Raw genomic sequence first — 13225 nt, 5'->3', positions numbered from 1 at the left:
GATGCCCCAGAAGATCTTGGATGAATACACCAAGCACCACGGTTCGGCCGCATACACCGTGGACCACTACGACCTGGAGCTGACTTGCAAGCTCGCTAGCAATCTGCTTGAAGGCAAGGCGGTGCTGCACCTGCGCGCGCTGCAGGACTTGGACACCGTCCAGCTGAACCTGCATGGGTTGCGCGTGCTGAAGGCCACCTGCCAGGGCAAAAAGGCCCAAGTATCCAAGCGCAACCACCGCATCGAGGTGCAGCTGCCCAGCCGACTGGCCGCCGGCGAGCGCACGGAGCTGACCCTGCGCTACGCCGGAAACCCCGGGGTGCAAAACGGTATCTGGGGCGAAGTCGGCTGGGAGGAGCTGACCGACGGGGTGCTCGTTTCCGGTCAGCCGACCGGCGCGGCGACCTGGTTCCCCTGCAACGACCACCCGAGCCACAAATCCACCTACCACTTCACGGTCGCCACCGACGCCGGCTACCGGGCAGTGGCCAACGGCGAGCTGATCAATCATTCGCGGGCCGCTAGCCGGGACACCTGGGTCTACGAGCAGCGCGAACCGATGGCCAGCTATCTGGCCACCTTGCAGATCGGACGCTATTCGGAGATCCCCTTCGACGTGGACCGCCATATGGTGGCCTATGCGGTGCCCGGTATGGATTTGAAGGTCCGCGGGGCCTTTGGCAAGCAGACCCAAATGGCAGAGGTCTTCGAACGGCACTTCGGTCCGTACCCCTTCGAGAGCTACAAGATCGTGGTAGTCAACGACGAGCTGGAGATCCCGCTCGAAGCCCAGGGGCTGAGCATCTTCGGGTTGAATCACCTATCCATGGACTGGGAGGCCCAGCGCCTCATCGCCCACGAATTCTCCCACCAGTGGTGGGGCAACTCGCTCACCCTGAAGCATTGGAAGGACATCTGGCTGCACGAGGGCTTCGCCTGCTTCAGCGAGTGGTTGTACTCCGAAGCCGCGGAGGTCATGTCCATGGCCGACCGTGCCCGGCTCGCCTGGGAGCTGCTCGATGGGCAAGACCAGGATTTGGCCATCGGAGATCCGGGGGCCAAGGACATGTTCGATGACCGCGTGTACAAGCGGGGCGCGTTGGCGCTCTACGCCTTGAAGCTCGCGGTGGGTGAGGAAACTTTCTACGCCCTGCTCAAGGACTGGGTGGCCTCCCGGCAGCACGGTCATGTGGACACTCCCGCCTTCATCGCGCACGCACAGCAGTTCGCCCCGCAAGTGGATATCGCACAGCTTTTGCAGCCTTGGCTCTATGAAGAGCGACTCCCCCGTCTGCCTCAGGGCTAATCGCAAGCATCTAGCGCATTCAAACCTATGAGCAAGCCGTCGACCGCACCAGGTCGGCGGCTTGCTGCGTTAAGCGCGGCGGTAAATTTCTGAAATCTTTCTGTTGCGTCGCCCGGCAATTTTCCGTCAACGGATTTGGTCCTGACTTGGCGAAGATTCTCGGCCATGCAGTTGCGTCGAGGCATTGGCCGAAGAATCGCCCAAAAACTTCACTATTCAGTATTGCTATCTACCGGTAACCAGTCCTACTATCTAGTGGTAGTCATTATCACTAGATAGCGCTTGGAGGGGCCACGATGGCAAAGCAAATGACCGAAATGCTCAAGGGCACCTTGGAAGGGATCGTTCTGGCGATCTTGGATGAGTCGCCGGCCTACGGATACGAAATCACCGCACGACTGCGCGGCAAAGGGCTCAGTGACATTGTCGAAGGAACCGTATACGCGCTGCTGATCCGCTTGGAAAAACGCGGTCACGTCGATGTGGAAAAAGTGCCCTCGGAAAAGGGGCCGCCGCGCAAGGTCTACACGTTGAACGCGATGGGCCGCGATTACCTCGAAGAGTTCTGGAAGAGCTGGTTCTTCCTCTCCGAACGCATCGAGGAATTGCACAAGAATTACACCAACCACCAAGAAGGAAAATCCTCATGAGCACCAAATGGTACGAAGTTCTCACCGGCCAACTCCAGCAGAAAAAGCAGTACAAGGAAGCCAAAGCCCGCTTGGATGCCCTGCCCGAGCCATACCGCTCAACGGCTAACGCATTGAATCGATACTTCCTGTATTTCGGTGGAATCACCGATGGGGACACCATCGTGCAGATGTTCATCGACCATGCTGACCTGTGGGAACGGGCTTCCATCGACCGGCTTCCGCTCAGTGAAGTTGTTGGCGAAGACCCAGTGGAATTCGCTGAAAACTTCACCCAGTCCTACGCAGGAAAACAATGGATCGACAAGGAACGGGCCCGGCTGATCAAGGCAGTTCAGGACGCGAAACGGAGCGAAGAATCATGAGTGCTGATGCCCCAACCATCGCCATTAGCGTGCGCGCGCTGAAAAAGTCCTTTAAGGACCTTGAAGTGCTCCGCGGGGTTGATTTGGAGGTTAGGTCCGGAGAGATCTTCGCCCTGCTCGGCTCGAACGGCGCCGGAAAAACCACTCTCGTGCGGATTCTTTCCACGCTGCTGACCGCAGATGCAGGCAGCGCTACCGTCGCTGGTTTTGATACCGCCACCCAGGCGCACCAGGTCCGCGAAACGATCAGCCTGACCGGTCAATTCGCCGCCATCGATCCGGTGCTCAGCGGCCGAGAGAATCTATTGCTCATGGCGCAGCTGAGACACCTGAAGAACCCTCGCCAGCACGCCGAGCAGTTGATTGAACGCTTTGCGCTCACCGATGCGGGCGATCGAAGAGCCGTGACTTATTCCGGTGGGATGAGCCGCCGGCTGGACATTGCGATGAGCCTGATCGGGAATCCGCGCATCATATTCTTGGACGAGCCAACCACCGGCTTAGATCCGCAGGCGCGCTTAGCGGTGTGGAACACCGTACGTCGACTCGCAACGGACGGCACGACCGTTCTGCTGACCACGCAGTATCTGGACGAGGCCGAACAGCTGGCGGACCGCATCGCGATATTGCACCAAGGAACCATCATTCAGAACGGGAGCCTTGCCCAACTTAAGGAATTGCTGCCACCGGCCCAAGTTGAATATGTGGAGAAACAACCCTCCTTGGAGGACGTGTTCCTCGCTTTGATCGGGGCACCTGATCGGGAGCAGTCATGACTGCCCTCGCCTTGCACGACACCCGCGTCCTCACCGGACGTTCACTGCGTCATATACTGCGCAGTCCCGACACGATCATCACCACCGCGCTCACCCCCATCGCTATGATGCTGTTATTCGTCTACGTGCTAGGAGGTGCAATCAATGCCGGAACCGATGGCTCCTACATCAATTACCTTTTACCCGGGATCCTGTTGATCACCATTGCCTCCGGCATTGCTTATACCGCCTACCGCTTGTTCTTGGACTTGCAAGGCGGCATCTTTGAACGCTTCCAGTCCATGCCGATCTCCAGATCCAGCGTGTTGTGGGCGCATGTATTCACCTCGCTGATCTCAAATCTGGTATCGATCGCCATCGTCATCGGGGTGGGACTGCTGATGGGCTTCCGCACCCAAGCCACGTTCGTGAACTGGTTGGCGATAGTCGGGATTCTGGTGCTCTTCATCTTGGCACTGACCTGGCTCGCGGTCATCGCAGGGCTGAGCGCGAAGACCGTTGATGGGGCCAGCGCTTTCAGCTACCCATTGATCTTCGCACCATTCATCAGCTCCGCTTTCGTTCCTACTGAGTCGATGTCCGGCCCGGTGGCGTGGTTCGCTGAGCACCAACCAGTGACCTCGATCGTCGACTCGCTTCGGGCCCTATTCGCAGGACAACCGGTGGGACAGGAAATATGGGTGGCACTGGCTTGGTTGCTGGGACTTCTAGTGATCGCTTACGCACTGGCGAACCTGATCTACCACCGCAAAATCAAGTGACATCGAGATCTTACGCTCCAGCCGAGTCACGCGCACTCCCGTGCCTGACTCGGCTCGATAATGTACAGCACCGGTTTGCCAACTTGGCCTTGCTAAAAAGGTAGGGCTCGAAGTCCGCCGGTCGCTGATCATGGCGAACGTGAGAAATTCGAGAATCGTCAGCAATCTGGCGAGGCCTCGGCTGGAGCGATAGCTGCCAAACTTACCGCTGGGAACTACGCAGCACTCGCGCTTCGATACGGTGGATTCAAACCAAATTCAGCTTGCCTGCCCAGCCGTGCAGTACTTGGAATTCACCCTCGGGAGGACAGAGGACTCCAGGTTATTTTCGGCGCTAACGCACTGGCCATCGGACGCGGTCAGTGAATCTTATCCCGCGGCATCCGATGGCAAAATGAGAATTCCGTCGGATCGCTTTCAATCGGGCGGCGAGCGTCGTCGGAATTCGCCCGCAGTGCGCCGGACCAAAGCTCTCGCCATATTGCGCAAGGAGATTTTTGCCCCTTCTCACCCAACCGCATTAGTCACATCTGCCCGTTTCAATGCCCAGTTTCCCAATTGTTCACATTGCGTTAACCAGTGAAAATTAGGCTTGGGTGCATGACGGTTGAACTCCCCCTCCTCGAAGAGACTTTCCGCGGATATTCGGTTTTGGACAATGACGACGATGACCCGGTCTTGGTACGCGACGACGGGAGCATCGTGGACACTTGGCGGGAGGACTACCCGTACGATGCCAAGATGGACCGCGCGACCTACGACGCGGAGAAGCGCGCATTGCAGATCGAGCTACTCAAGCTGCAAAAGTGGCTCAAGGCGCATGATCGACGGCTAATGATCATATTCGAAGGCCGCGATGCCGCCGGGAAGGGTGGCACGATCAAGCGATTCGCCGAACATCTGAACCCCCGAGGTGCTCGCATTGTCGCGCTCGAAAAGCCGACGGAGCGCGAATCCAAGCAGTGGTACTACCAGCGCTACATCGAGCATTTCCCGACCGCCGGAGAGATCGTGCTCTTTGACAGGTCCTGGTACAACCGGGCCGGGGTGGAACGCGTGATGGGGTTCTCTACCCAAGGCCAAGTGGAGCATTTTCTGGAGCAGACACCGCATTTCGAGCGGCTGCTGGTCGAGGAGGGCATCGACCTGGTGAAATTCTGGTTCTCCGTCTCCGCCGGCGAGCAGTTGACCCGTTTCACGATTCGCCGGATCGACCCGGTGCGCCAGTGGAAGCTCTCCCCCATGGATCTGGCCTCGCTGGACAAGTGGGATGACTACACGGCAGCGAAGAAGCAGATGTTCTTGAAGACCGATACCGAGCACGCCCCGTGGACGGTGGTGAAGTCCAACGACAAGAAGCGCGCCCGGCTGCAGGCGATGCGCCACGTGCTGAACCTGTACGACTACAAGGGCAAGGACCACGAGCTGGTCGGCACTCCGGACCCGAAGATCGTCGGACGCGCGGCGCGGGTTATCAACCACGGCGAAGAGTTCTAGCCCCCGACCTTGCCTCTGGTGCCCAGCCGGCTTTACGCTGGGGCAACCGGCAAACACCACCGCCGGATTCCTTCGGGATGCCCTGCGTGAAGGAGCGACCATGTCCGTACCCGCCGCACCCGCGCCCTATGTGCTCTTTCCCGGAACCGCCCGCGAGGCCTTGGGGCGCTATGCGCAGATCTTCGGCGGAAAGCTCTCGCTGTTCAGCTACGCGGATTTTTCTCGCACCGATGGCGCGGCAGACGCGATCGCCCACGGGATGCTCGAAGGCGCGGTGACCCTCTTTGGCGCAGATGCCGGACCGGGGGAAAAATCCGTGGCCATGCAGGGGTTGATGCTTTCGCTGCTGGGAACCGCGCAGCCAGAGGTATTGCACGGCTGGTTCGACCAGCTCGCGCAGGATGGCGCGGTGATCGATCCGCTGGCGCCGAAGCCCTGGGGAGCGACCGATGGGCAGGTCGTTGACCGCTTCGGGCTGCACTGGCTGATCGGCTACGAACCCTAGAATCCACCCTGGGCCCAGCCGGCGCGCGAGAACGTGCCTTATTCGGGCAGCGGATTCCCGTACGGATAATCCACCCACGCCCCTTCGCCGAGCTCGGGGCAGTGCCGTTCTGCCCCCTTGCGCACGCAATGCGTGTCCGCCGGATAGCGGTGCCCCTGCAGCAGCTTGTCGAATTCGATCGATCCCAGATCGGATACCTCGCGCCCGTCGCGGTAGCGCAGCGCGTAGTTGAAATAGCGGAAGCGGCGCTTTGTGAACCGGCGGATCCCGCGCAATGCAAAGGCGCGCACCGCAATGGGCAGCTCATAACTCATGGTGCCATCATTCCGCGTGGCCGGCCGCATCGAATCCGCTGGCGAAGACCGTGGTGAAATGCTCAACGACGGGAAATGGCTCGTAGAAGTGATGCAGCGCCTGCTTCCACCGCTGGTATTCCGGCGAACGGCGAAAACCCTCGGTATGCGCCGCCACCGACTCCCAGCGCACCAAGAGCAGATACTGCGCCGGAGACTCGATTGAACGCGCCAGCTGCAAATTCGCGAACCCCGGTTGGCATTCGATCAGCTTTCGCGCCTCGGCGAAGGCGGCCTCAAATTCTGCTTCCTGACCTTGCCGGACCGGAAGTATTGCATGTTCAACGATCATTCTCCGAGCCTAGCAAGTCGCGCCAATTCCGTGGTTTTCCCGATCCTGTGTGACACTGCGGTGCTCTCCACCGCACCAGGAACGAAGCCCACCTCTCGGCGGCCGGGTAGCATCGGTCCGGCACTGCGCACCCGGCAGCGTCAGCCCACTCCCACGAGAATCGGCATGGGATCCTGACCGGATCCGCTGCACCTGTTCAGCTGCGGAGGCTACGTCCACGCCGGGATTCTTTTGCTTTCGCTGATCGCCACGGAGAACTTTTTCGCCTCCGTGGCTCGGCTGGGCTTCATCGGCAAGATTCGCAAACTCCCAGCAAGCACGCAAGCTAGTTTGGCTGATCGTGGCCGGGGCCGCTTTGCTCGTTGCGGGCCTGCTAGCGGCGGGAATTCTGGACATCGATGCGAGGGCGGCGGGAAAACCCATCGAGCCAGGGGTGCGGCTTTGTCCCGTTGGAGGGTTAGGCAGGTTCGGCGGGCGCAGCCACCGAAGGTTTAGGAGCCCAGCTCGTCTTCGGGAAGCGTGGCACGTGGGCCCAAAGGATCGTGGGATTCTTCTTCCCACTCCATCGTGGGTGTGGGTGGATCATCCAGGTGAACGCCGGCGCCGCGTTGGATCATGGTGACCGCTCCCATCGCCAAGAACACCGCGACGGCCACCGCCGCGGCACCGAGCACCAGGATCAGAAAGACCGCGCCGAGGCGCGAAGCTACGCGTGAGCCCATGGAATACCGCCTTCCGAGTCTGCCATAAACGCTAATTCTATCGGTTCGCGCCGAGTTCTACCCGATCGAGGGCAGAAACCTTCGGGCTGTTCACGAAGTTTTCATCGAGCAACGCCAAACGCCCCGAGATCCCCACAAACTGCGGAAACCTCGGGGCGTCTGGCTTGATACGCCGTGCCTATCGCTGGGTCGCGCCGAACTTCTCGGTAGCCAAAGCCACGGCGGCGGCGCGCGCCTCGGAGGCTTCATCGGCGGTCAGCGTGCGGTCCTCGGCGCGGAAACGCAGCCCGAAAGCCAGCGACTTCTTTCCCTCCTCGATGCCCTTGCCCTGGTAGACGTCGAACAAGGCGATGTCCTCAAGCAGGGCACCGGCGCCTTCGCGCAGGGTGCTCAGCACGTCGCCGGCGACAACGTCTTCGTCCACGATCAGCGCGACGTCCTGCGTGGCCAGCGGCTGAGTGGACAGGTGCTGTGCCACGACTACGGCCGGAGCGGCGGCCATCAGCGCGGTGGCGTTCAGCTCCATGGCGACCGTGCGGGCCGGCAGATCTGCGTCCTTGAGCAGCTGCGGGTGCAGTTCGCCGGCGTAGCCGATGACCTCGCCGTTGAGCTTCAAGGCGGCGACGCGGCCCGGGTGGAAGGCCTGGTGGCTGCCCTGGGCAACCTCAAGCGGAGAGCCGAGCAGGTCCGCGATCGTGCGTGCGGCATCCAATGCGTCGGCCCAATCCCAGGCGCGCGGGGTAAACCCGACGCCTGCAGCGCCCTCGTGTCCGGTGAAGACCGCGGCCACATGCCACGGCTGATCAGGCACCCCGCCGAACAGTTCGGCGAGTACCTCATCGCTTGGCTTCACGCCCAGCGGAGGCAGCACCGAAGAGCCCAGCCGTGCGCCCGGCAGGAACACCAAGCCGCCCTCATAGAGGGCCAGGTCGCGGAATCCGCGGCCCAGGTTACGCCGTGCGGTGTCCAGCAGGCCCGGCAGCATCGAGGTGCGCAGGAAGCGGAATTCCTTGGAGATCGGGTTAGCCAGGGTGACCGCATCGACCGTGGTTCCGGCCGTCGGGGCGCCGAAGGCATTGTTCTGCGCCTCGGAAACGAACGGGTAGGACAGGATCTCGGTCAGTCCGAAATCGGCCAGGCCCTGCAGCAGGCGGCGACGCTGGGACTGGGCCCGGGTGAGGCCGCGGCCTGGAGGCGCCACCGGCAGGGTCGCGGGGATCTGGTCGTAGCCGACCACGCGGGCGACCTCTTCGACCAGGTCCTCCTTGATCGCCAGGTCCGGGCGCCAGCTCGGGGCAGTGACCGAGAAACCGCTGGCGGTCTGCGCGACGGATGCGCCGATGCCTTCCAGCGCCTCGATGGTCTGCGCGTCGGTGTACGGCACGCCGATCAGGCGTTCGGCGTACCCGGCAGGCAATTCGATCACCGCGGGCGCAGGAATCTGCCCGGCGTCGGTGACCTGAGCGGTCTCCGTACCACCGGCGAGTTCGACCAGCAGGTCCACGGCGCGCTGCGCGGCGATCTGCATCACCTGCGGGTCAACCCCGCGTTCGAAGCGCTTGGAGGCTTCCGAAGGCAGCTTGTGCCGGCGGCGCGAGCGGGCGATGGAGACCGCATCGAAGTGCGCGGCCTCGATCAGCACGCGGGCGGTCGCATCCGAGACCTCGGTCGCGGCCCCGCCCATCACCCCGGCGATGCCAATGGCACCTGACTGATCGGTGATCAGCAGGTCCTCGACGTGCAGCTCGCGCTCCTTGGCGTCCAAAGTGGTCAGCTTCTCCCCGGAGTTCGCCCGGCGCACGGTGATGGACCCGGTGAGCTTGTCCGCATCGTAGAAGTGCAGCGGCGCGCCGAGTTCGAGCATCACGTAGTTCGAGATGTCAACGATCAGCGAGATCGAACGCATTCCGGCCAGCTGCAGGCGCGAAGCCATCCAGCGTGGGGTCGGGCGGCTCGGATCGACCCCGGTGACCTCGCGGGTCACGAAGCGGGTGCAGCCTGGCACGCCGTAGATCGGAGCCTGGTCCGCCAGGGTGACCGGCAGGCCAGCGGCGGCGGCCGCGGTGACCTGCACGCGCTGCGCCGGGTCGGTGAACGTGGTGCCGGTGGCCAGCGCGTATTCGCGGGCGACGCCGCGGATCGAGAAGCAGTAGCCGCGGTCCGGGGTCACATTGATCTCCGCGGCCTGATCGGTCAGCCCGAACAGTTCCATGACGTCGGTGCCCAGCTCCGGGTCCAGACCCAGGGTGGAGAGCACCATGATGCCGTCGTGGTCCTCGCCGATGCCCAGCTCGCGGCTGGAGGCGATCATGCCGGCCGAGACATGCCCGTAGGTTTTGCGCGGGGTGATCTTGAAATCCCCGGGCAGCACCGCGCCGGGCAGGGTGACGACAACCTTGTCACCCTCCACGAAGTTGTGCGCGCCGCAGATGATGCCCTGCACGCCGCTCGGGTCAATCCCCTCGCCGGTCAGGGTCTGCTCCTGGCCTTCGGGAACGACGCGGACCTGGCACCAGTTGATGGTTTTGCCGTTGGTCTGCTCCTCCTTGACCAGGGAGAGCACCTGGCCGACGACGATCGGGCCGGACAGGGTGTCGGAGGGACGGTGCACGTCCTCTTCCTCGAGGCCGACCTTAACCAGGTCTGCCATGATATCTTCGGCCGAGGCGTCGGCCGGTACCTGCGCATATTCGCGCAGCCATGAAAGCGGAATACGCATAACCTAGATCTCCATCCCGAAGTGCTGGCTGAAACGGACGTCGCCCTCGATCATGTCGTGCATGTCGGGGACGTCGTTGCGGAACATGAGCGTGCGCTCGATGCCCATGCCGAAGGCGAAGCCGGTGTACTCCTCCGGGTCGATTCCGGCGGCGCGCAGCACGTTCGGGTTGATCATGCCGCAGCCACCCCACTCGATCCAACGTGGCCCGCCCTTGGCTCCAGGGTGCCAGATATCGAGCTCGGCACTCGGCTCGGTGAACGGGAAGTACGCCGGGCGCAGGCGGATCTGGGCTTCGGCGCCGAACATCTGGCGGGCGAAGTGCTCCAGGGTGCCGCGCAGATCGGCCATGGTCAGGCCCTTGTCCACGGCCAAGCCTTCGAACTGGTGGAAGACCGGGGTGTGGGTGGCGTCCAGCTCATCGGTGCGGAAGGTGCGTCCCGGGCAGAGCACGTAGACCGGCACCTCACGCTCCAGCATCGAGCGGACCTGCACCGGGGAGGTGTGGGTGCGCAGCACCAGGTGCGCGTCGGCCGGCTCGATGAAGAAGGTATCCTGCATTTCGCGGGCCGGGTGGTCCGGCTTGAAGTTCAGCGCGTCGAAGTTGAACCACTCGGATTCCACCTCGGGCCCCTCGGCGATTTCCCAGCCCATGCCGACGAAGATGTCGGAGACGCGGTCCTGCAGGACCGAGAGCGGGTGGCGGGCACCGGCACGGCGACGGCGCGGAGCGGCGGTGACATCGACGGTCTCTTCGACCAGGATGCGGGCCGCTTCGGCTTCTTCGAGCACCTCGGTGCGCGCGGCCAGAGCCTTGTTGACGCGACCGCGGGCGCCGCCGACGAGTTTGCCGGCTACTGCCTTTTCGGTTTTGTCCAGCTTGCCAATCTGGCGGTTGGCCAGTGACAGCGCGGACTTTTCACCGGTGTGCGCCAGCCGTGCGTCTTTTAGTTCGGTCAGGTCGCCAGCGGTTTCAATGGCTGCAAGTGCCGCCTGAACCGCGGCGTTGATGCCTGCTTCATCGGTCGGATGCGGGACGCTGAGATCCGTCTCCGTTGCCTCTTGGGTTGTCTGATCAGACATGGGATCGATCGATCCTTCTCTTCGCTCGTGGAACTCTTGGTTCCTATTCTATTGGCTAGGGCCCGCCAACGTTTCAACGATGACGGGCCCGGGCCGTGAAGATGCTTACGATTCGCTTAGTGGCCGCTCGGGTCCTTGGCACCCTTCGGCGCAAAAGCGATGGTGATGATCAGTACGAGCACCAGCAGGGCGCCGCCGAAGATCATCGAGTAGAACATCGCGTAATTGGCGCTGCCGGTGGCCTTGTACTCCTCGGCGCCGGCGATCATGTCGAAGGTGACCGAGTGGTGTTCGACCTCGCCGGCAGAATGCGAGACAACTTTGCCTGGGAAGCTGACTACCAGGTTCGCCTCGGTGAACTGCTCGTTGACCGCGACCTCTCCGGCGCCCGGCATCGAGAATTCAAACTCGCCGCCCTTGTCGGTCAGCGAAATCGGGAAGCCGAAAATGTTGAAGGCATCCTGCAGCTGGACGAAGTTCATCTTGCCGACGGTTTCGAAGCGCAGGCCGACGTTTTCCCCGTCCTCGATGGTGGTGTATTCCCACTGTTCGCCCAAGATCTGATCCAGCTCGGCGGTGTTCAGCTGGGTGGCCAGCACGTCTTCGAACTTCTGCCCTTGCAGGTTTTCCTGATGAGTGGTGACCTGCAGCGCACCGGTGGCCTGATCGGCACCGGTCACATTGACTTCAGCGTTCATGTTGACGCATCCGGACAGGGCCAGGATTGCGGTAAATACCAGCGCGAGAACGCCAAGAAGTCTCTTCACTCGGATTGCTCCTCAAATTTATTGATTGATTTTTCTACATTTAGCCGGAATTGGGCACTTATCCCAGCTTACGCGGTCTAAAGGGTGTCTCCTGCAAGGGCTTGAGCCAGGCAGGCGTCGACGATCGGCGCGTCCGCTTTGATCCACGGCACCACGGTGCCCAGCGATTCGTCCAGCGTCAGCCAAGCTAATTCGTCGTGCCCGTCGAGCGTGTCGGGAGTGCCGGAGGAGATGGTGGCGAACCAGACGCGCATGGCTGCCTTCTCGTTCAGCGCCCAGCCCTGCGACAGCGGGCCCGTAATCTCGGCACCCAGCGTGAGCTGCACACCGAGCTCTTCACGCAACTCACGATGCACCGCCTCGATGTCCGATTCCCCCGACTCGACCTTGCCACCGGGAAATTCCCAGAGTCCGGCCAACTCCGCCGGACGGTTGCGCCGAGCAGCCAGCATTTTTGTTGGCGAAGCGAAATCATCGACGATGGCCACGGCTACGATCTGTTTCAAATTCATGGAGGTGTTCCTTGGGCTCTAGCGTTGAGCGCGGGCCGAAGCGTACAGGCAGACCGTTGCTGCGGTGCTCACGTTGAGCGATTCGGCGACCCCGTAGAGCGGCACCGCGACCTTGTATCCGGCCAGCTCCTTCTCCTGCTCATCCAGTCCCTGGCCCTCATTGCCGAAAAGCCAGATAGTAGCCCGCTCGAGCGCCGGTTCGCCTGTCGGCAGGTCCACGGTGTTTCCCGCACGCATTACCGCAGCATCTTGCAGGGTGTCCAGGTTGTGGGGCGCGTAGCCATCAGCTGCGAGCACTTGCAGGTGATCCCCGGCTGCACCGATGAATTCGTTGAGGTCTACATCGCTGAGCACCGGTAGGTGGAAGAGCGAACCTACGGTGGAGCGCACGGCCTTCGGGTTGTAGATATCGACACTGTCCTTCGTCAGAATCACCGCGTCGGCACCAGCGGCATCGGCGGCACGCAGAATAGTTCCGGCATTGCCCGGGTCCTGAATTCGGCAGAGCACCGCGATCAGCTTGGGATTGCTGGCCAGCACCTCGGAAAGCTGCGGCTGGGACATGGCGACGACCGCAAGGATGCCTTGCGGGTTCTTCGTGTCCGCCATCGCGGAGATGACATCGCCGGTGACGAAATGGGTGCGCACCTTGGCGGCATCGAGCAGAGCCGTGAACTCTTCGTGGCGCTCCAGGAAACCTGGAACCACGTAAACCTCTTGGACCAGTTGGTCGTTGGAACGGTGTGCCACCAGCGCCTCGCGGACCGCTTGGGGGCCTTCGGCGAGGAATTCGCCGGTCGCCTCACGGCCCTTGCGGTGGGCTAGCCGGGCTACCGCCTTGACTCGGTCGGCGCGCGGATTGGACATCACATCGTGGGGAAAGCTCGTCATTCTTCGAGAATACCGGTAGAAACACC

15 protein-coding genes are annotated in these 13225 nt (G+C 62.2%); 7 read left to right on the top strand and 8 right to left on the bottom strand.

Features of this window, described 5'->3' with window-relative positions; genetic code table 11:
• Nucleotide 1: 1 nt before the first annotated feature.
• The 7 genes from LG294_RS05365 to LG294_RS05335 all read left to right on the top strand — a co-directional run bounded on the left by LG294_RS05365 (nucleotide 2) and on the right by LG294_RS05335 (nucleotide 5860).
• Nucleotides 2-1306, top strand: coding sequence for a M1 family metallopeptidase (locus LG294_RS05365; RefSeq protein WP_404290230.1), 1305 nt, complete (start codon nucleotides 2-4; stop codon nucleotides 1304-1306).
• Between the two features lie 296 nt (nucleotides 1307-1602).
• A complete protein-coding gene (locus tag LG294_RS05360) occupies nucleotides 1603-1956 on the top strand; it encodes a PadR family transcriptional regulator (RefSeq protein WP_404290228.1) in 354 nt (117 codons plus the stop codon).
• Entirely contained in the window at nucleotides 1953-2321 is a 369-nt protein-coding gene (locus LG294_RS05355) for a DUF1048 domain-containing protein (RefSeq protein WP_404290227.1), read from the top strand. The genes LG294_RS05360 and LG294_RS05355 overlap by 4 nt, the downstream gene beginning before the upstream one ends.
• The gene (locus tag LG294_RS05350) at nucleotides 2318-3097 is read left to right on the top strand and encodes an ABC transporter ATP-binding protein (RefSeq protein ID WP_404290225.1); all 780 of its coding nucleotides are present in this window, start codon (nucleotides 2318-2320) and stop codon (nucleotides 3095-3097) included. Before LG294_RS05355 ends, LG294_RS05350 begins: the two co-directional genes overlap by 4 nt.
• Nucleotides 3094-3858 carry an ABC transporter permease gene (locus tag LG294_RS05345; protein WP_404290223.1) on the top strand — a complete coding sequence of 255 codons (765 nt, stop codon included), beginning with the start codon at nucleotides 3094-3096 and terminating at the stop codon, nucleotides 3856-3858. The genes LG294_RS05350 and LG294_RS05345 overlap by 4 nt, the downstream gene beginning before the upstream one ends.
• Nucleotides 3859-4458: 600 nt before the next feature.
• Entirely contained in the window at nucleotides 4459-5355 is an 897-nt protein-coding gene (ppk2, locus tag LG294_RS05340) for a polyphosphate kinase 2 (RefSeq protein WP_404290221.1), read from the top strand.
• 100 nt (nucleotides 5356-5455) lie between these two features.
• Entirely contained in the window at nucleotides 5456-5860 is a 405-nt protein-coding gene (locus tag LG294_RS05335; RefSeq protein WP_404290219.1) for a VOC family protein, read from the top strand.
• Nucleotides 5861-5898: 38 nt separating this feature from the next.
• On the opposite strand, the gene LG294_RS05330 is transcribed toward LG294_RS05335, so the two are convergent.
• The 8 genes from LG294_RS05330 to LG294_RS05295 all read right to left on the bottom strand — a co-directional run bounded on the left by LG294_RS05330 (nucleotide 5899) and on the right by LG294_RS05295 (nucleotide 13199).
• Nucleotides 5899-6174 carry a hypothetical protein gene (locus tag LG294_RS05330; protein WP_404290217.1) on the bottom strand — a complete coding sequence of 92 codons (276 nt, stop codon included), beginning with the start codon at nucleotides 6172-6174 and terminating at the stop codon, nucleotides 5899-5901.
• Nucleotides 6175-6181: 7 nt separating this feature from the next.
• Entirely contained in the window at nucleotides 6182-6505 is a 324-nt protein-coding gene (locus tag LG294_RS05325) for an antibiotic biosynthesis monooxygenase family protein (protein WP_404290216.1), read from the bottom strand.
• Between the two features lie 491 nt (nucleotides 6506-6996).
• Nucleotides 6997-7227 (bottom strand): hypothetical protein, encoded by a 231-nt coding sequence (locus LG294_RS05320; protein WP_404290214.1) that lies wholly within the window; start codon nucleotides 7225-7227, stop codon nucleotides 6997-6999.
• A 178-nt stretch (nucleotides 7228-7405) separates the two neighbouring features.
• A complete protein-coding gene (gene pheT / locus LG294_RS05315; RefSeq protein ID WP_404290212.1) occupies nucleotides 7406-9946 on the bottom strand; it encodes a phenylalanine--tRNA ligase subunit beta in 2541 nt (846 codons plus the stop codon).
• 3 nt (nucleotides 9947-9949) lie between these two features.
• Nucleotides 9950-11029 carry a phenylalanine--tRNA ligase subunit alpha gene (locus tag LG294_RS05310; protein ID WP_404290210.1) on the bottom strand — a complete coding sequence of 360 codons (1080 nt, stop codon included), beginning with the start codon at nucleotides 11027-11029 and terminating at the stop codon, nucleotides 9950-9952.
• Nucleotides 11030-11145: 116 nt separating this feature from the next.
• The gene (locus LG294_RS05305; RefSeq protein WP_404290208.1) at nucleotides 11146-11796 is read right to left on the bottom strand and encodes an LppM family (lipo)protein; all 651 of its coding nucleotides are present in this window, start codon (nucleotides 11794-11796) and stop codon (nucleotides 11146-11148) included.
• Nucleotides 11797-11873: 77 nt separating this feature from the next.
• On the bottom strand, nucleotides 11874-12308 hold the full coding sequence (locus LG294_RS05300; RefSeq protein ID WP_404290206.1) for a (deoxy)nucleoside triphosphate pyrophosphohydrolase: 435 nt from the start codon (nucleotides 12306-12308) through the stop codon (nucleotides 11874-11876).
• A gap of 18 nt (nucleotides 12309-12326) precedes the next feature.
• A complete protein-coding gene (locus tag LG294_RS05295; protein ID WP_404290204.1) occupies nucleotides 12327-13199 on the bottom strand; it encodes a TrmH family RNA methyltransferase in 873 nt (290 codons plus the stop codon).
• Nucleotides 13200-13225: the final 26 nt, after the last annotated feature.

Source organism: Glutamicibacter arilaitensis (assembly GCF_044793945.1).
GTDB lineage: Bacteria > Actinomycetota > Actinomycetes > Actinomycetales > Micrococcaceae > Glutamicibacter > Glutamicibacter arilaitensis_B.
Note: the sequence above shows the minus strand (reverse complement) of the source record. Positions and strands in the feature narration are given on the sequence as shown.

Excerpts from the sequence above, each read along its gene's own strand:
- LG294_RS05365 (WP_404290230.1), top strand. The coding sequence starts at position 2 with ATGCCCCAGAAGATCTTGGATGAATACACCAAGCACCACGGTTCGGCC.
- LG294_RS05360 (WP_404290228.1), top strand. The coding sequence starts at position 1,603 with ATGGCAAAGCAAATGACCGAAATGCTCAAGGGCACCTTGGAAGGGATC.
- LG294_RS05355 (WP_404290227.1), top strand. The coding sequence starts at position 1,953 with ATGAGCACCAAATGGTACGAAGTTCTCACCGGCCAACTCCAGCAGAAA.
- LG294_RS05350 (WP_404290225.1), top strand. The coding sequence starts at position 2,318 with ATGAGTGCTGATGCCCCAACCATCGCCATTAGCGTGCGCGCGCTGAAA.
- LG294_RS05345 (WP_404290223.1), top strand. The coding sequence starts at position 3,094 with ATGACTGCCCTCGCCTTGCACGACACCCGCGTCCTCACCGGACGTTCA.
- ppk2 (WP_404290221.1), top strand. The coding sequence starts at position 4,459 with ATGACGGTTGAACTCCCCCTCCTCGAAGAGACTTTCCGCGGATATTCG.
- LG294_RS05335 (WP_404290219.1), top strand. The coding sequence starts at position 5,456 with ATGTCCGTACCCGCCGCACCCGCGCCCTATGTGCTCTTTCCCGGAACC.
- LG294_RS05330 (WP_404290217.1), bottom strand. The coding sequence starts at position 6,174 with ATGAGTTATGAGCTGCCCATTGCGGTGCGCGCCTTTGCATTGCGCGGG.
- LG294_RS05325 (WP_404290216.1), bottom strand. The coding sequence starts at position 6,505 with ATGATCGTTGAACATGCAATACTTCCGGTCCGGCAAGGTCAGGAAGCA.
- LG294_RS05320 (WP_404290214.1), bottom strand. The coding sequence starts at position 7,227 with ATGGGCTCACGCGTAGCTTCGCGCCTCGGCGCGGTCTTTCTGATCCTG.
- pheT (WP_404290212.1), bottom strand. The coding sequence starts at position 9,946 with ATGCGTATTCCGCTTTCATGGCTGCGCGAATATGCGCAGGTACCGGCC.
- LG294_RS05310 (WP_404290210.1), bottom strand. The coding sequence starts at position 11,029 with ATGTCTGATCAGACAACCCAAGAGGCAACGGAGACGGATCTCAGCGTC.
- LG294_RS05300 (WP_404290206.1), bottom strand. The coding sequence starts at position 12,308 with ATGAATTTGAAACAGATCGTAGCCGTGGCCATCGTCGATGATTTCGCT.
- LG294_RS05295 (WP_404290204.1), bottom strand. The coding sequence starts at position 13,199 with ATGACGAGCTTTCCCCACGATGTGATGTCCAATCCGCGCGCCGACCGA.